Here is a 21,783-nt window from a genome sequence, read left to right as displayed (position 1 = left end):
GCGTTTAACAACGCCGTATCTGGTCTACACCAGTTGCCCCTCGGCCGCATCATGAGCGCCGACAACGTTCATGCGACCAAGGGGGAGCGAATGTACGATACGGGATCGACAACGTTTATGCTCATCTGCACCATGCTCGTGTTTTTAATGACACCGGGTCTGGCGTTTTTCTATGGCGGCCTGTCCAGGCGCAAAAATGTCATCAACACCATGCTTATGTGCTTTGGCGCCATTGGCCTGGTTGGTGTGCTGTGGATTGTTGCCGGCTGGTCGCTGGCCTACGGTGGCGACGGTTCTAGCCCGTTTATTGGCGGCTTTGACCAGTTGCTGTGCCTGCCGGTGCTCAACCAGGTGCTGCAGGCGGCCGAGGGCAATGCTGCGGATGGTGCCGTCTACCCTCAGATCATCAACATCGCCTTCCAGATGGCGTTTGCCATGATCACCGCCGCTATCGTTACGGGCAGTCTGGCAGGCCGCGTTAAGTTTGGTGCCATGACGGCCTTCCTGGGCATTTGGCTGCTCGTGGTCTATGCGCCGCTCGCCCACATGGTTTGGGGCGGCGATGGTTCCTTTATCGGCGACATCATCGGCGCGCTCGACTTTGCCGGCGGCGACGTGGTACACATTTCGTCCGGTCTCACGGGCCTGATTCTCTGCTTAATGCTCGGCCGTCGTCGCGGCTTTGGCATGGTGAGCTACCGTCCGCATAACGTGCCGTTTGTGGCGCTGGGCGCCGGTCTACTTTGGTTTGGTTGGTTTGGCTTTAACGGCGGCAGCGAGTTTAAGGCCGACGCCGTGGCGGCACTCGCCATCCTCAACACCGTGACGGCCAGCGCGGCGGGCATGGTCTCGTGGCTTGTCGTCGAGCGCGTGCACACCGATCGTCCCACGCTGGTGGGTGCTAGCACCGGTTTGGTTGCGGGCCTTGTGGTGGTTACGCCGGGTGCGGGCTTTGTCGAGCCGTGGGCGGCGCTGGTCATGGGCCTGATCGTATCGCCCGTCTGCTATCTGGCCATCAGCCATCTTAAGACCAAGTTCGGCTACGACGATGCGCTCGACGCGTTCGGTTGCCACGGTATCGGCGGCATCTTGGGCGGTGTGCTCACGGGCCTGTTCTGCGTGCCGGAGCTCTCGTGGACCGGTAAGGGCGGCCTGTTCTACACGGGCGACGTGTCGCTGCTTGTCTCGCAGGTTCTGGGCATTGTGGTGACGGTCGTTATTGTGCTGATGCTCGACTTGGTGATCGCCGCGGTGGTCAAGGCGCTGTTCCACGGTAGCCTGCGCGTGGACGAGGCCGACGAGGCGCTGGGCCTGGATGCGAGTCAGCACGGCGAGAGCGCATACCCCTCATTCTCCGGACTCGATTAGCAGCTTCCCCAAGCACCGCACCTTGCCGTTCAATCGTCGCTCACGTACTTAAGTACGCTTCGCTCCTCTTTCACGGCAATCTGCGGCACTTGGGAAACCTGCTAAGACCAGTCAGTTGAACTTTTTTGATCTCTGAGGTTGGTTTACGGCACCTGGGAAACCCGCGTCTCATGTAAAGGGATACGTTGATTATTGAGAGGAATTCACTATGAAGAAAATTACGGCGATCGTTCGTGCTGAGAAGCTTGAGGTTCTCAAAGATGCGCTGTTTGCTGCTGATGTTCGCGGTATGACTATCAACCAGGTGCAGGGCTGCGGTGCACAGCATGGCTGGAAGGAATACGTGCGCGGCAACGAACTGCTCGTCAATACCATCCCCAAGGTGCAGTTCACCCTCATCTGCGCCGATGAACATGTCGACGGAATTGTCGACATCATCTGCAATGCCGCCCGCACCGGCGCCGTCGGCGACGGCAAGATCTGGGTCGAGCCGGTCGAGGAAGTCATCCGCATTCGCACCGGCGAACATGGCCCCGCCGCGGTGTAGAATCGACCGTCTGCCATCCGCAACGTTAAAATGCTGCAATGAGGCACAAGGCTTGCGTTGCGGATGGGCGGATTATGGGTCGCAATAAATATCCCGAGGAGACGGTCGCGAAGATTCTCGACGCGGCACTGGAGCTATTCTGCGCACAGGGTTATGAGGGGACGAGTATTCAAGATATCGTTGACCGTCTCGACGGCATGACCAAGGGCGCTGTCTATCATCACTTCAAGAGCAAAGAAGAGATTTTCAACGCCGCGTTTGATCGGGCGATGACTCCGATTGTTGAGCACCGCCGCTCGATGCTTGGCGTCGGTAATATGACCGGAGCCCAAAAGCTCAAGCGACTGTACGCTCCCGAGTCCGTTGTTCCACAAATTGAGCTATGGGCACGTATGCGTCCTGCAGCAGATCCGGTAAAAAGCTCGCGCCTACTGGCGATGCAGTACCAGGGCTCATTTGACGAGTCGGCCGATGGCTGTCTCTTGCCAGTGATCGAGGAGGGCATCGCCGACGGCTCCATTGCGTGCGAATGCCCGCGCGAAGCGGCGGAGGCCGTATCGTTGTTGGCGAATCTTTGGCTGCTGCCATTGTTCCGTCCGCTCGAGCCCAAGGAGCGAATGCTCGCTCGCGCACAATGTTTGGCGCAGATGGCTGCCGCGGTGGGGCTCGATTTGGGTAATGAAGTGCTTCAGACAACGGCGCAGATTTGGGGCGTATGGGACCGCGCCGGGTGGTAATATAGATACCAACGGTATGTAATTGATTTGTGAGGGTAGCCACGGCTGCCCTTTTCAAGTCATTAAATACATACTAGTGGTATGTATAGGGGGTGGGCTTATGGCTGGGCTGAGAGACGTCGGTGTCTCGTTGAAATCAAAAACAGTGCGGTCAATCAGGCTCGCGGAACTTCTGGTTGCGCAGCTGTGCACGTATTCGATGCTGTCGGCGCTGTGCTTTGCGTATCCACTTTACTTGTTCGATCGCAGTGGATCGTCAACGTTATATGGCGTCGTCGCGGCGATAGCGTTCATACCCGGCGTACTTGCAACTCCGGTTGGCGGAATCTTGGCGGATAGGGGAAGACATCGCGAGGTCCTCGTGTCCCTCGGCATTGCTCTGATGACTGCATCACTGCTGTCTATCCCCATGAAGCACTCATTGCCTCTTGCGGTCGTCGTAGTAGCGATACTTTGTGTTCAATATGGTTCTCAATCGCTGCTGAAGCCAATGCTCCAAATTGAGACGGTGCGCATGGCGGGTGAAGAGAAGGTTGAGCGGGCCACTGCATTGGTTTCGCAGATGACCATGGTGAGCAATATCTTGGGCCCTGTGGTCGGGACGGCAGTCTATGGGTACTTTGGCATCGATGCTCTTTGCACAACCGCGTCGGTGGCGTTTGCGATTTCAGCTCTCTTGTTTGGGGGCGCGCTCAAGCAAAATGCCTCATTTGAAACGATGGGAGACGGCGCGACTCGTACGACATGCCGAAACGATTTTCGGGAGTCGATTCGGTATCTGTTGCAAAATGCATTATTGGTCGCTGTGATTTTGCTTGCGGCAGTTTTGAACCTTGCGTTGGTTGGGCTAATGATTGGCGCTCCCATTATTGTTACAAAGCATCTCGGCATGCAATCGTCCTGCGTTGGGATAGTTGAGGTGGCTATGGGCTTGGGTGGTCTTGCCGGCAGTGGCTTGGTCGGCATTTGGCCGCATCGTTTTTCTTTCAATGGCATATGTCGATATGTTGCGATGATCTGTTTTGGAGTCGCACCGATCATTGTCACGCTACTGTTCGGCGCAGATGCATGCATGCTCACCGTGTTTGTGGTTGGTTCGGCATGGGTCATGGTGTGGGCGAGCATTGCGTCGGTTGAAATCATCGCGTTTGTTCAGCGGGCAGCGCCGACTGAGCTCTGCGGAAAAGTGCTTTCGGTCGTTTACATGGTCCTTTCCTGCGCAATACCTATCGGCCAATTGACGTACGGGGTTGCATATGATCGATGGACACCGGCGATTGTATTCGCAGCCATGTTGGCGGTGCTGACGTTGACGACGGCTCTGTTTTATCGGCTGAAAAATCGATTGCGGCGATTGTCTTAACGCGCTGGGGCACCGTGAATTTGTGAAGGCGGTGGTACGCCGCGCCGGGACGGCATTGTTTGGACATGCCTCTCCTTCGTCTACAATATCGGGCAGACGAAGGAGAGGCATGTCCATGATCAAGATGTTCGCGAGTGACTTAGACGGAACGCTGCTGAACGCCCTGCACGAGGCGGATGGGACCATCCGCCGCGCCATTCGCGAGCTGGCTGTGGCTGGCCTGCACGTGGTTCCCGCGACTGGACGCTCGACGTTGCCGATCGGCGAGCATGGCTTTACGGGCTTGGCGCTTGACGCCTGCTGCTCCAATGGATCCATCGTGCGCGACAGCCATGGCGAGGTGCTCAAGACTTGGACCATCGATCCGCAGGTCACTGAGGAACTGCTCAAGGCGTTCCCGGACATTTGCTTTGATTGTTCCACGCCCGATGGCATGTACTCGAGCGGTTCGTTCGAGATGCATCAGGCGGGCTTTAAAAAGGACAGTCCCATCAAGCGCATCGTGATGCGCGGCATGCGTGCGCGCGGCGGGTATCACGAGGAGCAGTATTTCGACCAGTCGATCGGTGACATCCTGCGCCACGATGTATGCAAGATCAATTGTCGCGTGACCTCGCCCGAGCTGGAGCGCGACCTTAAGGCGTATCTTGCCGAGCGCTCGGACCGTGTGGTCAACGCGCCGTTCGATCCGGTGATGTTCGAGATCACGGACGTGGCGTGTAACAAGGGCGAGAGTGTGGCCTGGCTGGCGGGCTACTACGGCATTGCCGAGGACGAGGTCGCGGTTTATGGCGACGGCGGAAACGACATCGCCATGCTCAAGCGTTTCCGCCACAGCTACGCGACCAAAAACGCTAGCGATGCAGCCAAGGTCGCCGCGAGCGCAACTATCGGCAGCTGCATGGTCCACGCCGTCCCCAAACACATGCTCGCCACCATGCATAAGCAGAGCTCCCGCACCATCATCGAATAATGTGACAAAGGGACTGCCCCCTCGTCACATTCCAAATATTGCCTTTACGTGTTGATGCACACGGTGTGCAATAATACTCGCACTGTGCAATAGCGCACAGGCTGAGTAACAAGGAGGACGCTTGTCCCAGCTCGAGAAATGCGATCGCCGGTCCCTTCGCTCGCAGCGTGCCCTTCGCCAGGCACTTGCCAGCGAGCTTGCCGAAAGCGGCGACCTTTCGCGCATTAATGTCGCGTCGCTCACCGAGCGCGCCGGCCTTACGCGCCGCACGTTCTATTCGCACTACCGCGATATCCCCGACTTCATCAATCAAATCGAGGACGGCTTGCTGGCCGAGATCCGTGAACGCATTGAGCTCATCACCGCAGCTCAGCTGCCCGATCTCTACCACAACATCGATGAACTCGAGCCGGCGCCCGGTTCGGTTGAACTGCTGCGCTATCTTGCGGCCAACCGCGACTTAATCGGTGCGCTGCTGGGTCCGGGCGGCGACCAGGCCTTCATTAAAAGGATCATCGACACCGCGCGTGAGGCTGTGGTGCCGCGTGCGCAGACGGGCATTTTGGGCCTGGCGCTGGGCACGTTCTTTGACTACTACGTCACCTACGTCGTGAGCGCCGAGGTCGGCATGATTCAGCGCTGGTTTGAGCGTGGGCTCACCGAATCGCCCGAGGCCATGGCGCGCATTATGACGGTGCTCGCTTTTGTGCGCCCTGGTGACCTGTATGGCCAACCCATCGATATCAACGTGCCGGAATACGGCATGAAGCTATTGAACTTGCAGCTCGAGGACGCGGCCGACACCGCCGCAACCGTCGAGTCCAACAACTAAGAGGAGAGACAATGAGCAAACTCGTCGAGGGCATCAAGGATCGTATGGTCGCTGCCGCACGCGAGGCCGCGCCCGCCGTGGTGGACGCCGCGCAGAAGGCCGCGACCGCGGCTGCCGAGAAAGTTGCCGAGGCAGTTGCCGATGCCAAGAACGCGGCAGGGGAGACGCTCACCGCTGACGCAGCCACGCCCAACGTTGCCGAGTCCGTAACCGCCACCGCCGCCCACGCCCCCGAAGGCGCGATCTTCAACCCCGAGGCCGCCCGCGGCAACCTGCACCTGGGCATCGACGTGGGCTCCACCACCGTCAAGCTTGCCGTGCTCAACGATGACAACCAGATCGTCTACGCCAAGTACCAGCGCCACCACACCGACGTCCGTGCCTGCGCCCGCGATCTGTTCGAGGGCGCCGCGACTGTGCTGCCGACGGCCCAGATGACCTGCGCCATCACCGGCTCGGGCGGTCTGCTGCTGTCCCAGTGGCTCGACTTGGAGTTTGTCCAGGAGGTCATCGCCAGCAAACGCGCCGTCGAGACCCTTATCCCGGCCACCGATGTCGCCATCGAGCTGGGCGGTGAGGACGCCAAGATCATCTACTTTGACAACGGCATCGAGCAGCGCATGAACGGCACCTGCGCCGGCGGCACGGGCGCGTTCATCGATCAGATGGCCACTCTGCTGCACACCGACGCGAGCGGCCTCAACGAGCTCGCGGCCAACGCCACCACCATCTATCCCATCGCCAGCCGTTGCGGCGTCTTTGCCAAGACCGACGTGCAGCCGCTCCTCAACGAGGGCGCCCGCCCCGAGGACGTCGCCGCTTCCATCTTCCAGGCCGTCGTGACCCAGACCATCTCGGGCCTGGCGTGCGGCCGTCCCATTCGCGGTAACGTCGCCTTCCTGGGCGGCCCGCTGCAGTATCTCTCCGAGTTGCGCCACCGCTTCTACCTCACGCTCAACCTGGACGAGGAGCACCGCATTGTGCCCCAAAACGCCCACCTGTTTGTGGCGAGCGGCGCTGCCATGGCGCACGAGTCCAACAAGCTCAGCACGTTCCCGCAGCTTATCGAGGCCATCGACAGCCTGGGTGACACGCAGGGTGCCGAGGTCGAGCGCCTGGATCCGCTCTTTGCCACCGACGAGGACTTTGCCGAGTTCAAGAACCGCCACGACCAGGAAGTCGTCCCCAAGGGTAAGCTCGACGGCTACACCGGCCGCGTGTTCATCGGCATCGACGCCGGCTCCACTACCATGAAGGCCGCGCTCGTGGGCGAGGACGGCCAGCTGTTGCACACCTGGTACGGCAACAACAACGGCGACATCCTGGGCACGGCCAAGGTCATCATGGCCGATTTCTACAATCACATCCCTGCCGGCTGCACCATCGGCCACGTGACCACCACGGGCTACGGCGAGGCGCTGCTCATCGAGGCCCTCAAGGCCGATTCCGGCGAGATCGAGACCGTCGCGCACCTGCGCGGCGCCAAGGCATTCCTGCCCGGCGTCGAGTTTATCCTGGACATCGGCGGCCAGGACATGAAGTGCCTGCGCGTCAAGGACGGCGTGATTGAGCACATCATGCTCAACGAGGCCTGTTCGTCGGGTTGCGGTAGCTTTATCGAGAGTTTCGCCGTCTCTATGAACATGGACGTGCGCGCGTTCGCCGATGCCGCCATCCATGCCAAGGCCCCCGTCGACCTGGGCAGCCGCTGCACGGTCTTTATGAACTCGCGCGTCAAGCAGGCGCAAAAGGAAGGCGCCACGGTGGGCGACATCGCGGCCGGCCTGTCTTATTCCGTCATCAAGAATGCCCTGTTCAAGGTCATTAAGCTGCGCGACCCCAAGGAGATCGGCAGCCAGGTGATCGTCCAGGGCGGCACCTTTATGTCCGACGCCACGCTGCGTGCATTTGAGCAGCTCACCGGCGTGCACGCCGTGCGCCCCGACATCGCCGGATGCATGGGCGCCTATGGTGCGGCCCTGCTCGCCCGCGATCGCGCCGGCGCCGACGGCACCTCGACCATCCTCTCGGCCGAGGACATCGCGCACCTCACTGTGACGCAAAAGCACGTCCGCTGCGGCCGTTGCTCTAACAACTGCCAGCTTACCGTCAACGACTTTGGCGGCGGCAGGCGCTTTATCACCGGCAACCGCTGCGAGAAGGGCGCCGGCCACAAAAAGCAGAAGACCGAGGCACCCAACCTCTTCAAAAAGAAAAACGAGCTGCTCTTTGACCGCGAGGTACTGAGCCCCGACGAGGCCCCGCGTGGTACCGTCGGCATCCCGCGCGCGCTCAACATGTACGAGAACTACCCCTTCTGGCATGCGTTCTTTACGCGCTTGGGCTTTAGCGTGCAGCTGTCCGACCAGTCGAGCAAGAAGACCTACCAGGCGGGCATCGAGTCCATGCCGTCCGAGAGCGTGTGCTACCCGGCAAAGATGAGCCACGGCCATGTGATGAACCTCATCGACCGTGACGTCGACTTTATCTGGATGCCGTGCGTGCGCTGGGAGCGCAAGGAGGACCCGACCGCCGGTAACTGCTACAACTGCCCCATCGTCATGAGCTATCCCACGGCGCTGGCGCTCAACATCGACGAGATCCGCGAGCAGAACATCGAGTTCCTGTACCCGTTTGTGCCCTATCACGATAAGACCGAGCTCAAGCGCCGTCTGTACCAGGTGCTCGCCGTCGACCGTGTGGCCGATGCGCAAGCCGGTCGCGGTCGCGTGCGTGGACCCAAGATCACGCGCTCCGAGGTCGATGCCGCCGTCAACGCCGCCTTTGAGGCCGACGCGCGTTTCCACGAGGACATCCAGACCATGGGCGAGGAGGCCCTTAAGTGGGTCGAGGACCACGGTGGCCATGGCATTGTGCTCGCCGGCCGCCCCTACCATAACGACCCCGAGATCAACCACGCCCTGCCTGAGCTTATCTCGAGCTTTGGCTTTGCTGTCTTTACCGAGGATTCGCTCGCGCATCTCGTGAAGCCCGAGCGCCCCATCCGCGTCGTCGACCAGTGGATGTACCACAGCCGCCTGTACGCCGTCGCCCGTTTTGTGACGATGCGCAACGACCTGGACCTGATCCAGCTCAACTCTTTCGGCTGCGGTCTGGACGCCCTGACCACCGATCAGGTGCAGGAGATTCTGGAAGCCAGCGGCAAGATCTACACCGTGCTCAAGATCGACGAGGTATCCAACCTGGGTGCCGCGCGCATCCGCATCCGCTCGCTCATGGCCGCGCTTAAGGACCAGGAGGCCGAGCGCCTGGCCGAGGCCACGGCCGCGGGCGAGGCCTACGAGCAGGGCGATGCCGCGCCGGTGGCTCCCTCCAAGGATGCCCCCGCGTTCGCGAGCCGCAAGTACACGTTCGAGGCGCAGCGTGAAAGCGCCTCGACCGCGTGGCCCAAGGTGCCCTTTACCGAGCAGATGCGCGAGGAGGGCTACACCATCCTGTGCCCGCAGATGGCGCCGATCCACTTTGACCTGGTCAAAGAGGTGTTCCGCGGTGCCGGCTACAACTTGGAGCTGCTGCCCTCGACCGATCACGATGCCGTCGAGGCCGGCCTGCGCTACGTGAACAATGACATTTGCTACCCGTCGATCCTGGTAACGGGCCAGATTATGGAGGCCATCGAGAGCGGCAGGTACGATCTGTCCAAGACGGCCGTGGTTATCAGCCAGACCGGCGGCGGCTGCCGTGCCACCAACTACATCGCGCTCATCCGCAAGGCCCTGCGCGAGAGCGGCCACCCCGAGATCCCGGTGATCTCGCTTTCGGCCGTGGCGCTCGGCGAGGACAACCCCGGCTTTAAGATTACGCCGGCGCTGCTCAAGCAAGCAGTCTACGCGGTGCTCTTTGGTGACGTGATGATGCAGATGCTCTATCGTTGCCGCCCGTACGAGGCTACGCCCGGTGCCGCCAACGCGCTCTACGAGGAGTACATGGCGCGCGCCCGCAAGCTGGCGCCTAAGTTCAACAGGCACAACTACACCAAGCTGTGCCGCGAGGCCATCCGCGCGTTCGACACCATGCCGCTCGTGGGCGAGGGCACCAAGCCACGTGTGGGCGTGGTCGGCGAGATCCTGGTCAAGTTCCACCCCACGGCCAACAACCACGTGGTCGATGTCATCGAGCGCGAGGGCTGCGAGGCCGTGGTGCCGGGCCTGCTCGACTTCTTTCTGTACTCCATGAGCAATGCTGAGTTGCAAAAAGACGAGCTAGGCAGCTCTGCCACGACGCGTGCGGGCATGCAGGCGCTCATCAAGCTTGTGGACTGGATGCGCACGCCGGTGGAGGAGATGCTCGAGAAGTCCCGCCGCTTCGAGGCACCCGAGCGCATCGGCACCATGGCCGACAAGGCCCGCACGGTGCTTTCGGTGTGCAACAACATGGGCGAGGGCTGGCTGCTCACGGCCGAGATGCTCGACCTGATCGATCATGGCGCGCCCAACATCATCTGCACGCAGCCCTTCGCGTGCCTGCCTAACCATGTGGTGGGTAAGGCCGTGATCAAGGAGCTGCGCCGTCAGCACCCCGAGAGCAACATCGTCGCGGTGGACTACGACCCCGGTGCATCCGAGGTCAACCAGCTCAACCGTATTAAGCTCATGATCAGTGTGGCCAAGGAGAACATGCGCGCCGGTAAGGGCTTTAAGCTCGAGAAGGTGGCGCCGCTCGCGATGGACGAGGTCACCGGCCAGATGCGTGCTCATGACGGCTGTGTGAGCTGCGGGCCGGCCAGCGAGGAGGCCGTGGCATCGGTCGCCGAGCGCCTGGGACGCGGCATTAAGAAGTAACTGGCCTGCTTTGTGCTGGATATGAGACAAACGGGTGGTAGCCGTACCGGCTGCCACCCGTTTTTATTGCACATATGTTGCGTAAATAGCGTTGCAGGCGCCTTCAGCGGACTCGGATTTCGGAAGTATGCGGCAAAATTTGAATAGGCCGAGCACACTGGATATGCCCAAGCTTTGTACCTGCGGTTTTATTGGTGAAAAACCGGGGTGTGCTCGAGGGCTCCGGAATTTGCCGCATACTTCCGAAAACAACGTCTCGGTGGCACCAAAAATTGCCTCCAGAACCCTGAGATAATGAACATATGTGGCCGTTCGCCGCAAATTATCGTCCGTTCATGGAACCTATCTCCAACGAGTTGTAACCATATGGTTTGATGTTGGAAACATATGATTGCCGGCAGGCCGTAGGTGACGTTTGCCCTGATATCGGAGGTTCCGGGTATGTTTTGTGCTCCGTTAAACAACTATCGGTTGGGCTAACATGGATCGCCGTGTTATTTCGATAACCCTTGCGGTGGTTTGCCTGGCTGTGCTCCTGGGCGCTGCAGGGCAGTTTGCTATAAATCGAGAAACATCCTATATGCAGGAATGCGTTTCCGAAGGCTTTGCCATTGACGGTTACTATCGGGATGACAAAACGAGTCGGGAAACCCTGGCTTTTCTTGAGGAGGACAACTGTCGATGGCAGCTGGTCGACCAAGACGGAATCTGCACAGACGGGCAGTTTAAGCGTACGGATGACCCCAACATCCTGATATTAAAGAAGGAAAACGGTGAAGAATTCGGTGCGGTCCACGTGGCGTACTTGTCACGCCGACGCGATCAGGGCTTGCTCTACCTATTTAGAGATACCAGGGTGACCCGTTTTTATCTGGTGAGTACCGGTCCGGCGTTTACGGTGGAGTCTGGCGATGTCGATGCGGACAGTTGATTCACGGCAATAAAACAGCGAGCGGGGCTCGGGTGTGAACTGCACCCCGCAATTTGCTCGTGTCCGTATCGCGTCTGTGCCTTGTCGTGGCTTGCGTCCGTGCGAGCATTCATCCCGCGCCGGCATCACTTCACATCAAACTCCACGCGATCGAGCTCGGGCACGTTGAGGTCAATGAGCTTGCGGGCGACGTGACGGTCGTGTGCCCCGAGTGTCTCGCTCGTCGTCACGTGGGCGACGATTTCGCGCTCTACAATGCCTTCCTCGTCCCCTTCGGTGGCCGAGGTCTCGACGGCGACGGTGTAATCCTTAAAGCCCGGCAGCACCGCGGCAAGCTCGCGTGTGGTCTCGGTGACGCCGTAGCCGTCCTGCACGCCGACCTGCGCCGAGCCAATAGACCCCGCGGTCATAACGATGCAGGGGATGGCAAAGATCACCGTGCCCACAATAATGCGGCGGCGCACCTTGCGTGACAGCTCGTCGACCTCGGCATTTTCCTCAGCAGTCACAATACCGTCGCCGTTGAGGTCGCGCTTGAGCGGCACACGCAATAGAAGTAGTACGGCTTCGGCAGCCAGTGCGATAAAGACCACGTTGATGCCAAACTCGTAAAGCGCCGAGAGAAACAGCGACCCGCTTGCGATGGCGATGCCGTAGCCCGCCGCGCACAGGGGTGGCATGAGCGCGGTCGCCACGGCCACACCGGCGATGAGCGTGGCGGGTTCCTGGTCGCGCGAGTTGCCCAGGCCGCCTGCAAAGCCGCCGGCGAGCGCGACAGCGAGGTCCCAGACAGTTGGTGTCGAATTGTCGATAATGGCGGCCGTGGTGGTGCCAAGGGGCGAGAGCTTAAAGTACAACGTGGATGTGACCAGGCAAAAGGCCATTTGCAGCGCAAGGCTGGCGACGGCTTCGACGGTAATCTCGCGGTCGAGCGTGGCAATGCCGTATGCCATGGCAAGAACCGAGCCCATGAGCGGGCAGATGAGCATGGCGCCCACGATGGCGATGTCCGAATCGATATCGAGGCCGATGCTCGCGATCAACATGGCGATGATGAGGATGCATAGGTGGGAGCCGGTCAGACGCGCCCCGTTTACAAAACGCTTGCGGATCACGTGATAGGGCGCGCGTCCCTCGCGAATGTTGAATGCGCGCTTTAGGAAGCGGGTGGCGTTCTCCATGGCCTCACTATGGGCAGGGCGGATGCCGTGGCGCCGGTGATGGCGTTCGCGCAGCCGCTTGATCTGTTGTTTATCGAGTTCCATGTCCACCTCGTTTTGGCAAGGGCCGCGTATCCCGCCCGTCGCCCTTACTCTACACCGTGGCGGGCGGGGTGTCTGTTGGATGCGGAATCCGATAGGGCGGATGACGCGGGAGCAAATGCAAATCACAGGCTCAATTCGATCCCGCAAGAATATGATGCGCCAGCTCCTACATATGTGACGAAATTGTGAAGCACGAGAGCGCGAATTTCAAAAAATCCGCTGGTGACCAATGTTGCGCAACAGAATTCAAAAATCAGCTCCTACATTTTGAAGCGTATGGATACATCCGTGTCAAAGGGAGAAAGCCATGGCAAACTACAGTCCACAGCACTTTGAGCCTCGGGCCAAGGCCGTCAACGTCAAGGGCGTTGCTAACCGCGCCGTCGCAACCGTTTTGACGGCGGGCCTCATTGCTCAGCCGCTCATGTCGCCGCTGGCGGCAATCGCCGCACCGTCAACCGGTAACGGCGATTCTGTTCAGGGGGGGTAGTTCTGTAGAGAACACCGTTGCCGCCGGTAACCAAGCGGTCGTAAAGACGGCTGCCCAGCTGGCCGAGGAGTCGGCAAAGCAGCTCAAGGACGCTCAGGCCGCCTACGATGCCGCCCAGAAGAAGGCCGACGCGGCGGGCCAGTCTCAAAAGCAAGCGCAGCAGCAAAAGAATCAGGCCTCGCAGGCCGTGACCGATAACGCCGCCGAGCAGAACGAGGCCGAGGTAGCCGCGCTTCAGGAGAAGATCGACGAGCTTAAGGCAGCCGTCGAAAAGACTGAGCAGCAGCAGAAGAAGCTGGGCAACCTGAACGATCAGCTCGAACAGGCCAACAAGAGTGTCGAGGATAAGACCCAGGCGCTCAAGGACGCCAAGGCAAAGCAGGATGAGGCCAAGAAGGCCCTCGATGATGCCCAGGCCAAGCTCGAGGCCATGGGTATGGACGAGTACGAGGCCGCCAAGAAGGCCGTCGAGGACGCGCAGGCAAAGCTCGATGACGCCAATAAGGCCGTTACTACTGCACAGGACAATCTGGACCAGGCCAAGGCTGCCGAGGCCAGCGCCCAGCAGGAAAAGCAGAATACCGAGGCAGCTTTGACGACTGCCCAGGCCAAGAAGCAGGAGACTGCCGCTGCTCTCGCAGCCGCAACCACCGCGCGCGATAACGCCCAGCAGAAGTTCGACCAGGCGCAGGCCGCGCTCGATGCTGCCGTCTCGGGTACGGGTGTTGACCTGAGTGCGCTTGAGGCCGCCAAGAAAGCTGCTGCTGGTGAGCTCAAGACCGCGCAGGCGGAGCTCAATGTCGCGACGGATGCCGACGCCACCGCACAGACAAATCTGCAGGCCGCCCAGGCTGCCGTCGCTGCCGCGCAGGAGAAGGCCAACGCCGCCAACGCTGCTGTGGCATCTGCCCAGTCTGCATACGATGCGGCAAACAAGGAGTACAAGGACGCGGCCAGTAAGCGTGACGCCGCGAAGACGGCATACGAGCAGGCCCAGCAGACCGAGGCCGACAAGAAGGCGGAGTACGATAAGCTTGTCGAAGTTCGCAAGCAGAAGCGCAGCGAGTGGGAGGCAGCCTGCGCTGCTTCGAACGCCGCGGAAAAGGCTTATGACGCTGCTAATGTCCAGGTTGAGGCTCTTGAGCAGCAGATTGCTGACCTCAAGTCCAACATGACCGTTGACCAGGAAGTCATCAGCCAAGGTATACTCGGCTTCATGAACTATATTAGCGACGGCAGCCAGTTCACAGCCACGCAGAAAAAGAACGCCCAGGACGCCGTATCGATGCTGACCGGTGCCGCTGACAAGGCCGAATGGTATGACCAGTACGTCGATCAGGACATGTCTCGCGACACCAACCCGCTTTCCTTGGAGCAGATGCGCAACGCCCTGACATATCTCGACACCCAGAACAACCTCCGCAAGGCGAACGGTCAGTCGGCGCTCAGCGTCAGCCTCCGCATGACTGTGGCAGCCGCCCTTAATGCATCATATTCATCGAACATCTGGGGACACTCGGACTGTTACTTCGACAATGGGGAAAACCTTGCTGGCGGCGGCGGCGCATATACCGGCGGCGAGACTGAGGACACTCTCGGATGGCCCTATACCGGCCTCTACACTCAGGAGAAGGTTAATTACGAGAATTGGATTAAAAAGTACGGTGTGGATAGCGAGGCCGGCAAAGATCTCATGGCTCATCGCTATGATTCGTACTATATCTACCAAAACTATTACGATGTGTATCACGGTACAAAAGATAAGAATGGCAATCAAAGAGGAGACACCTGCGGGCACTATCTCAACATTATCGATTCCGCTACGGTGGCTATCGGTATCGCGACCGGTAGCGGTAAGAACACCGATTCCGAGGTAACCGTATTCGATTACAGCGCTGATGATACTCAGGCTGATTTCACTGTCTCCGAGTTCAAGAAGCTCGTGAACGACTACATCGACTCTGCCTATAACGCTGGCGGCACGCAGGCGCAGAAGGCGCAGCTCAAGGAGCTTCAGGGCAAGCTCGCCGAGGCGCAGAAGAACTTTGGAACTACTAGGAAAGCTTACTTCGCAGCTGTAAACGGGCAGGATGCCGCCCAGGACGCTTTCACCGCAGCAGATGTGAACATGAACACCGCCAAGGGTGAGTACGAGAAGGCTAAGTCCGACACCGCCGCCGCGAAGACGGCATACGACGCCGCGAAGGACGCACTCGGCGGAATCGACATCGAGTCCCTCAAGCAGAACCTCGATGCCGCCAAGAGCAAGGCCGCTACTGCCCAGGCAGCTCTCGATAAGGCAAACGCCGCGCTTGCTGACAGCAAGACGAAGGCAGCCGATGCCGCTGCTCACAAGGCGAAGGCTCGCAGCGCCCGCGATGCCGCCAAGGCAAAGTCCGATCAGGCCAATGAGGCGTATGACAACGCCACTGCTTCGGTCAAGGACCTTACCGCCAAGCGCGATGCCGCCAATACGGACCTTGCGAACAAGCAGGGCACGCTAGGCGAGGCCAAGAAGGCCGACGACACTGCCCAGGCTGACGTTGACAAGGCTCAGGCCGCAGATGCGCACGCCGCGACCGCTCTTTCGGACGCCAAGCAGGCAGTTGCCGCCAAGACGCAGGCCCTGTCCGACGCACAGGAGAAGGCTAAGGCCGCCGAGGGCGAGCTTGCCACCGCACACAAGGCCTTCGAGCGCTTCGCCGGCGCTCAGAAGGTGGTCGACGACGCCAAGGCCGCCTATGACGCTGCCGTCGCCGGTGTCGCCGATGCCCAGAAGCAGCTCGAGGCCGCCAACGAAGCCGTCGTCGATGCGAACCTCGAGATCGTCAAGACCAAGGCCGAGCTTGCCAACGACGAGGCACTCAAGGCCGATCTTGAGGCTGTCGACCACAAGGCATCCCTTGCCGCGGGCACGACGGGCAACGAGAAGCTGGTCAAGTTGAACGCTGCCTACGCTCGCTATAAGGCCGCCGTCGATGCCGCCGCTGGCCTCAAGGCTGCTCTGAGCGATGCCGATGCCAAGCTGTCCGATGCCAACGACGCCTATGCCGCCGCGCTTGCCGAGCTTGGCGATGCCAAGGATGCCCTGGCTGCCGCGCAGGCCGAGTACGACAAGTATCATCCCAAGGCTGAGCCGCAGGCCAAGCCTCAGGTTGCGCAGACTGCTGCAAAGGCCCCCGTTGCCAAGAAACAGGCCGCGCCTGCCGCGCTCGCCCAGACCGGTGATGACTCTGCGCTTGCGGGCGAGGTCTTCGTTATCGGCGGTATTACACTCGTGGCTGCGGGTGTGACGCTGGGCGATCGTCGCCGCAAGCAGATGTAGCGTTTCGAGCGTAGATTCTGCAACGAACTTCGGTTCATAGCAGGAACGCTTCGATAGCTAAACCGATAAGGCCGGCGCGCTGTCATACGCAGCGCGCCGGCCTTTCTTTGCGTTGGTATCAAAAAGCCCGGTCGGTAGCCGCGAAAGCTACCGACCGGGCAAATCGTAGACAATATGGTTGCTGTCGAGCAGCTGCTCAGCTTAGCCCAGCAGGCTTAAGCCCACGGAGACAAACGCCAGGATAACGCCGACGATGGACTCGCCGCCGAGCAGGCCGCTGGCAACGACCAAGCCCTGTTCCTGGAAGGCGGCGTCCTTGGCAGCCATCTCCTCGTCAGAAAGACCAGCTGTGGCGTCGCGGTGGGCGGACCACTTGTCGTAGGCGAGCTTGATACAGGAGCCCAGGAATGCCGTGAGTGACATGTAGAACGGCAGGTACACGCCCAGGCCGATCATCATGGCCGGAATGCCGAGCCAGTACATGACGATGCCGGCGATAAAGCCGCCTGCGAACCACGGCACGCTCGGGATGCCCGAGACCATGGCGGCGACGACGCTTGCCTGCGCGGCCACAAAGCTCTTGTCGGGGCCGAAAGCATCCGGACCATAGGCGGTGACAAGCGCGACCATGACGGCAGCGGCGACCAGGGCGCCCACGATGCCGCCGATGGCCTGGCCGATCCACTGCGCACGCGGATTGGTGCCCAGCACGGCGCCGGCCTTAAAGTCGTTCATGACGTCGCCCGCAAGGCCGCATGCCACGGCCACGATGCCGGCGATAAAGAACAGCTTGACCTGGGCGATCTGTGCGAAGGCAGCCACGATGAGCATGACGATGAGGCCGAAGATCTCCATGGGGTCGATGCCCGTCTGGCCGCAGCTCTGCGCGCTCATGATGGTGGTGACAAAGGTGAACAGCGTGACGATGACGGCCGGGACGGGGCCAAGGTCGAGCGCGATGGCGACGATCACGGCGATGGCGGCAGTACCCAGGCCGATGATGCCGGCGTCGAGCTTAAGCGAGCCCGAGATGAGCGACTGCTCGTCGGTGTCGCTGGAGCTGTCGGCGGCGAGGCCGCGGGCGATGCCGGCGACCTGCGGCAGGATGTCCTTGAGGACGACGGCGACGCCAAAGCCCATCATGAGGCCCATGCCGAGCGATTTGACGATGCCCTGCGCAGTCACAACGTCGAATAGACCGGCAGCGGTGCCGCCCACGATGATGCCAAAGTTACCTAGCAGCGCGCCGGCAAACCAGAAGGCAACCGGGGCGAAGCCAACCAAAAAGCCGATGGAGAGCAGCATGGGCGAGTTATAGATGGCAAAGGTCACGCCGGGGATATTGAGCGTGCACAGCATGCTGGGCACCACGCCCAGAGCGTCGCGAAGCACGCTGTAGATGCCTGCGATGGCCATGGAGCCAAAGAGCTGCTTGCCGGTCTTGCCGCCGGCCTCGGTGGCGCGCAGTGTCTGAGCTGCGGCATTGCCGGTGGGAAACTCCAGCGCGGCGTCCACGATAAAGTGGCGGTGGATGAGCGCCGTTGCCAGCAGGCCCAAGATGGTGCCGGCGAGTGCCACGATAAACATGTCGAGCCAGCTGATCTGGTCGGCATAGCCCAGCATCCAGGCGCCCGGGATGGTAAACGCCAGGCCGCCGGCGACCATGGCGCCCGCGGACATGATGGTGTGGGTGACGTTGGCCTCGTTGAGGCTGGCGTCACCCATGAGCTTCAGGAAGAACAGCGAGATGACGGCAGCGAAAATAATCGGCCAGGGGAGTGCACCCATCTTGAGGGCCGTGTAGGCCGAGCTTGCCGTGATGATCACGCAGCCAAGGACGCCGATGACGACGCCGCGCAGCGTGAGTTGCCCGCGCATCGAAGCGCGGTTCGAGGGATTGCTCATATAAAACTCCTTTGCGTATATCCGCTTCCCCCGGGAGCGCCGTTACGGATACGGCGCGGGAAGTCGGGTTACCAAGGGTCGCCGCGTGAACTCGCAAACGACCGCGCACCAGTATAGCGGCACGGCAGTTAATTTGGGACTGGGCTTTTTTAGCTATCCCAAACGAAGCCGAAGGATGATTATTCTGGGACGGGGATTTAAAAATCATCAGGTACGCAATGATTTTTAAATCCCCGTCCCAGAATAATCATCGGGATATACTGCTGGGCAGACGAAAGGAGCGCCGACGATGCTTAATGGGTGCGCATATATATTGACGGTCGACGTGGGCAACACGTTCATTCGCTTTGGCCTGTTTGCAGAGGATTCGGCCGCGGCGCAGGAATGTCCGCTTGCGACATGCGAGATCACGACGCCGTCGAGCATTACGGCCGACGAAGCGCGCATGCGACTTATGCAGGTCATGGGCGCGCTCGCCGCCGATGCAGGTGTGCCCGGGGTGCTTGCACCCGCCGCGGCCGTGCTGAGCTGTGTAGTCCCGGCGCTCGAGCGCCCGTGGAAGGCGGCACTTTCCCGCACCTGCACGGGGCGCGTGCTCACCGTGGGGCCGGGACTTAAGACCGGCATACCCGTGCACTACGACGATCCGGCCGAGATCGGCCCCGACCGCATCGCCGATGCCGTGGCGGCCCGCGCCGTCTACGGCTCGCCGTGCATCGTGATTGACCTGGGCACGACGACCAATATCGAGGTCATCGACGTGCACGGTACCTTTGTGGGCGGCGTTATCGCGCCAGGCCTGGCCCTCGGCGCCCGTTCGCTTTCGGCGGCAGCAGCGCGCCTACCCCAGGTTGAGCCCTCGGCGCCAACGCACGTCATCGGACGCAACACGCGCGAGGCCATGCGCTCGGGTGTGGTTTTGGGCGAGGTAGCCCGCATCGACGGAATGCTCGACATGGTGCTTGCCGAGATGCGCGCGACCAAGGCCGCGGGGGAGGGCGATGTGCCCATCGTCATTACCGGCGACGATGCCGAGGCACTTGCGGCGCTGGTCGGCCATAGCCTGACGGTAGACGACGCGCTGACGTTGCGGGGTCTCGCCGAGCTCTACCGCATCAACCAAAAGCCCCGCTGCGCGTAGGGCGAGGGGCTGGTGGGATAAGCGCCCCTACCTTTCACCTGCTACAATGGGCCAAACTATTGCGATTGCGGAGGTGTCTGCCATGTCGGACGATCTTCATCAAACCGCGTCGGGCAAGCGCCGCGACGTTATTAGCTGGGACGAGTTCTTTATGAGCGTGGCCATCGCCGCGCAGCGCCGCAGCAAGGACCCCAACACGCAGGTGGGAGCGTGCATCGCCAGCACCAACCACCGCATCCTTTCGGTGGGTTACAACGGCACGCCCTCGGCGCTCAACGACGACTTTTTCCCGTGGGGTACGAGCGATGACCCGCTGCAGGACAAGCACAACTACGTGGTCCATGCCGAGGCCAACGCCGTGCTCAACTACCGTGGCTCGCTCAAGGACCTCGAGGGTTCCACGGTTTACGTCACGCTGTTCCCGTGCCACGACTGCGCCAAGATCCTGGCGCAGGTGGGCGTGGGCGAGGTCGTCTACCTGGACAATAAATATGCCGACACCGATGACGGCCGTATCAGCCGCCGCATTCTCGACTCCTGCGGCATCAGCTACCGCCAGGTCATCGTCGATGTCCAGATTGGTACCGGGGGACAGGCTCGGCAGTAGCGCGTGCCAACGCCAGCTGGCGGCAAAACAGCCAAAAGAGCCCCGTCCCAAATTGACTGCTCGTGAAAGTCGTGTCCGCACGCATGGCTGGCGCCTAAGCGGGTACATGGCTGTAGTAACATAGCCCCTGTCCGCGGGCGTGCCCGCGTTATTGTGAGAAAGGAGCCCCTGTGGCTGTTAACGAAGAGCTGCTTAAGAAGGTTCTTGAAGAGATTCGCCCCAACCTGCAGGCCGATGGCGGCGATATGGAGTATGTGGGCGTCGACGACGAGGGTGTTGTCAAGTTGGAGCTGCAGGGCGCCTGCGCCGGCTGCCCCATGAGCTCGCTAACTCTTTCCATGGGTATCGAGCGCATCCTGAAGGAGCATGTGCCCGGCGTTACCCGCGTTGAGCAGGTCAATGCTTCCGGCGAGGCCGAGGACCTGTACGACGAGTACGCGCCGTTCTAAGATGCGAAAGCTGCGGACGGTACGCTTCGCATAGACGTTACGCCCAAATATGCGGCTGCGAGCGTAAGGCCCGCGGCCGCATTTGTATGTAGGGAGCAGGGGGATCGATATGCTCAACGACCTCTACCATATGCTTGATCCCGTCGCGATCTCGGCGGGCCCCATCACCATCTACTGGTACGGCCTGGCCTACGTGGTCGGTGCTCTGCTCACGGCGGTCGTTATGTACCGCACGCAGCGTCGTTGGGGCTTCGACATTACGATCGATGACCTGACGAGCGTCGTGGTCGGCGCGGTCTTTGGCCTCATCATCGGCGCGCGCCTGTTTTACGTCGTCTTTTACGGCGATGGCTACTATTGGACCCACCCGCTCGAGATCTTTGCCACCAACGAGGGCGGCATGAGCTTCCACGGCGGCCTGGTGGGCGGCATCTTGGGCGGCATCATCGTGTGCCGCATGTATAAGCTCGACGCCTGGACCGTCGCCGACCTTGCCGTGATCGGCGCCCCGCTGGCCCTATGCCTGGGCCGTTGTGCCAATTTCGTCAACGGCGAGCTGTGGGGTAAGCCGACCGATCTGCCTTGGGGTGTGGTCTTTGGCGGCACCGCGGGCGATATGCCGCGCCATCCTTCCCAGCTCTATGAGGCATTCCTAGAGGGCGTCGTGCTCTTCTGTATTTTGCAGGTGCTCAGCCGCAAAAAGCCGCTGCTGCCCCAGGGCACGTTTATGGGCGTGTTCGTGATGGGGTACGGCATCGTCCGCTTTCTCGTTGAGTTTGTGCGCGTGCCCGATGCCCAGCTGGGCTATCTGCTGGGCGGCGTCATCACCATGGGTCAGCTGCTGAGCCTGCCACTCGTAATTGCGGGCCTGGCGCTCATCATCTTTGCCCGTCACCGCAACCGTCCCCAGCGCATCTATCTCGACGCCTAACCGCCACATACCACCACAAAGGGGACAGGCACCTTTGTGGTGGTTTTGCTAGGCAACGATGACAGAACCGTAACGTTTCCCCAGATAAAACCTGCCAAAATAAACCTGTCCCTTTTT

16 protein-coding genes are annotated in these 21,783 nt (G+C 60.7%); 14 read left to right on the top strand and 2 right to left on the bottom strand.

What is annotated here, in order from left to right; all coding sequences use genetic code 11:
* The first annotated feature begins 90 nt into the window (after positions 1-90).
* The 8 genes from DW037_RS01030 to DW037_RS00995 all read left to right on the top strand — a co-directional run bounded on the left by DW037_RS01030 (position 91) and on the right by DW037_RS00995 (position 11,553).
* A complete protein-coding gene (locus DW037_RS01030; protein ID WP_118289319.1) occupies positions 91-1,368 on the top strand; it encodes an ammonium transporter in 1,278 nt (425 codons plus the stop codon).
* Between the two features lie 208 nt (positions 1,369-1,576).
* The gene (locus tag DW037_RS01025) at positions 1,577-1,915 is read left to right on the top strand and encodes a P-II family nitrogen regulator (protein WP_117629936.1); all 339 of its coding nucleotides are present in this window, start codon (positions 1,577-1,579) and stop codon (positions 1,913-1,915) included.
* A 74-nt stretch (positions 1,916-1,989) separates the two neighbouring features.
* Positions 1,990-2,652, top strand: a complete 663-nt coding sequence (locus DW037_RS01020) for a TetR/AcrR family transcriptional regulator (RefSeq protein WP_158551690.1) — start codon at positions 1,990-1,992, stop codon at positions 2,650-2,652.
* A 100-nt stretch (positions 2,653-2,752) separates the two neighbouring features.
* Positions 2,753-4,015, top strand: coding sequence for an MFS transporter (locus DW037_RS01015; protein ID WP_117629937.1), 1,263 nt, complete (start codon positions 2,753-2,755; stop codon positions 4,013-4,015).
* Positions 4,016-4,124: 109 nt separating this feature from the next.
* Positions 4,125-4,988 (top strand): HAD-IIB family hydrolase, encoded by an 864-nt coding sequence (locus DW037_RS01010; protein WP_233505713.1) that lies wholly within the window; start codon positions 4,125-4,127, stop codon positions 4,986-4,988.
* A 121-nt stretch (positions 4,989-5,109) separates the two neighbouring features.
* The gene (locus tag DW037_RS01005; protein ID WP_040358972.1) at positions 5,110-5,820 is read left to right on the top strand and encodes a TetR/AcrR family transcriptional regulator; all 711 of its coding nucleotides are present in this window, start codon (positions 5,110-5,112) and stop codon (positions 5,818-5,820) included.
* Positions 5,821-5,831: 11 nt separating this feature from the next.
* Positions 5,832-10,622 (top strand): 2-hydroxyacyl-CoA dehydratase, encoded by a 4,791-nt coding sequence (locus DW037_RS01000; RefSeq protein ID WP_117584130.1) that lies wholly within the window; start codon positions 5,832-5,834, stop codon positions 10,620-10,622.
* Between the two features lie 481 nt (positions 10,623-11,103).
* Entirely contained in the window at positions 11,104-11,553 is a 450-nt protein-coding gene (locus tag DW037_RS00995) for a hypothetical protein (protein WP_147329328.1), read from the top strand.
* Between the two features lie 125 nt (positions 11,554-11,678).
* On the opposite strand, the gene DW037_RS00990 is transcribed toward DW037_RS00995, so the two are convergent.
* Positions 11,679-12,818, bottom strand: coding sequence for a DUF389 domain-containing protein (locus tag DW037_RS00990; RefSeq protein ID WP_117584128.1), 1,140 nt, complete (start codon positions 12,816-12,818; stop codon positions 11,679-11,681).
* Between the two features lie 307 nt (positions 12,819-13,125).
* Here DW037_RS00990 and DW037_RS10540 point away from each other — a divergent pair, with 307 nt between their 5' ends.
* Positions 13,126-13,308 carry a hypothetical protein gene (locus DW037_RS10540; protein WP_158556519.1) on the top strand — a complete coding sequence of 61 codons (183 nt, stop codon included), beginning with the start codon at positions 13,126-13,128 and terminating at the stop codon, positions 13,306-13,308.
* Positions 13,229-16,633 (top strand): CAP domain-containing protein, encoded by a 3,405-nt coding sequence (locus DW037_RS00985; protein ID WP_118372644.1) that lies wholly within the window; start codon positions 13,229-13,231, stop codon positions 16,631-16,633. The genes DW037_RS10540 and DW037_RS00985 overlap by 80 nt, the downstream gene beginning before the upstream one ends.
* A 201-nt stretch (positions 16,634-16,834) precedes the next feature.
* Here the strand turns inward: DW037_RS00985 and DW037_RS00980 are convergent, their stop codons facing one another.
* Entirely contained in the window at positions 16,835-18,538 is a 1,704-nt protein-coding gene (locus tag DW037_RS00980; protein WP_118372643.1) for an OPT/YSL family transporter, read from the bottom strand.
* Positions 18,539-18,827: 289 nt separating this feature from the next.
* Here DW037_RS00980 and DW037_RS00975 point away from each other — a divergent pair, with 289 nt between their 5' ends.
* The 4 genes from DW037_RS00975 to lgt all read left to right on the top strand — a co-directional run bounded on the left by DW037_RS00975 (position 18,828) and on the right by lgt (position 21,666).
* Entirely contained in the window at positions 18,828-19,679 is an 852-nt protein-coding gene (locus tag DW037_RS00975; protein WP_117770097.1) for a type III pantothenate kinase, read from the top strand.
* 82 nt (positions 19,680-19,761) lie between these two features.
* Positions 19,762-20,286 (top strand): dCMP deaminase family protein, encoded by a 525-nt coding sequence (locus DW037_RS00970; protein ID WP_117584124.1) that lies wholly within the window; start codon positions 19,762-19,764, stop codon positions 20,284-20,286.
* Positions 20,287-20,456: 170 nt separating this feature from the next.
* The gene (locus DW037_RS00965; RefSeq protein ID WP_035137589.1) at positions 20,457-20,735 is read left to right on the top strand and encodes a NifU family protein; all 279 of its coding nucleotides are present in this window, start codon (positions 20,457-20,459) and stop codon (positions 20,733-20,735) included.
* A gap of 109 nt (positions 20,736-20,844) precedes the next feature.
* Positions 20,845-21,666 carry a prolipoprotein diacylglyceryl transferase gene (lgt, locus tag DW037_RS00960; RefSeq protein WP_117584123.1) on the top strand — a complete coding sequence of 274 codons (822 nt, stop codon included), beginning with the start codon at positions 20,845-20,847 and terminating at the stop codon, positions 21,664-21,666.
* Positions 21,667-21,783: the final 117 nt, after the last annotated feature.

The sequence above is a fragment of the Collinsella sp. AF39-11AT genome (genome assembly GCF_003474585.1).
GTDB lineage: Bacteria > Actinomycetota > Coriobacteriia > Coriobacteriales > Coriobacteriaceae > Collinsella.
This window is presented reverse-complemented; position numbering and strand designations above follow the sequence as displayed.

Coding starts and splice junctions, on each gene's coding strand:
- DW037_RS01030 (WP_118289319.1), top strand. CDS start 91: ATGTACGATACGGGATCGACAACGTTTATGCTCATCTGCACCATGCTC.
- DW037_RS01025 (WP_117629936.1), top strand. CDS start 1,577: ATGAAGAAAATTACGGCGATCGTTCGTGCTGAGAAGCTTGAGGTTCTC.
- DW037_RS01020 (WP_158551690.1), top strand. CDS start 1,990: ATGGGTCGCAATAAATATCCCGAGGAGACGGTCGCGAAGATTCTCGAC.
- DW037_RS01015 (WP_117629937.1), top strand. CDS start 2,753: ATGGCTGGGCTGAGAGACGTCGGTGTCTCGTTGAAATCAAAAACAGTG.
- DW037_RS01010 (WP_233505713.1), top strand. CDS start 4,125: ATGTCCATGATCAAGATGTTCGCGAGTGACTTAGACGGAACGCTGCTG.
- DW037_RS01000 (WP_117584130.1), top strand. CDS start 5,832: ATGAGCAAACTCGTCGAGGGCATCAAGGATCGTATGGTCGCTGCCGCA.
- DW037_RS00995 (WP_147329328.1), top strand. CDS start 11,104: ATGGATCGCCGTGTTATTTCGATAACCCTTGCGGTGGTTTGCCTGGCT.
- DW037_RS00990 (WP_117584128.1), bottom strand. CDS start 12,818: ATGGAACTCGATAAACAACAGATCAAGCGGCTGCGCGAACGCCATCAC.
- DW037_RS10540 (WP_158556519.1), top strand. CDS start 13,126: ATGGCAAACTACAGTCCACAGCACTTTGAGCCTCGGGCCAAGGCCGTC.
- DW037_RS00980 (WP_118372643.1), bottom strand. CDS start 18,538: ATGAGCAATCCCTCGAACCGCGCTTCGATGCGCGGGCAACTCACGCTG.
- DW037_RS00975 (WP_117770097.1), top strand. CDS start 18,828: ATGCTTAATGGGTGCGCATATATATTGACGGTCGACGTGGGCAACACG.
- DW037_RS00970 (WP_117584124.1), top strand. CDS start 19,762: ATGTCGGACGATCTTCATCAAACCGCGTCGGGCAAGCGCCGCGACGTT.
- lgt (WP_117584123.1), top strand. CDS start 20,845: ATGCTCAACGACCTCTACCATATGCTTGATCCCGTCGCGATCTCGGCG.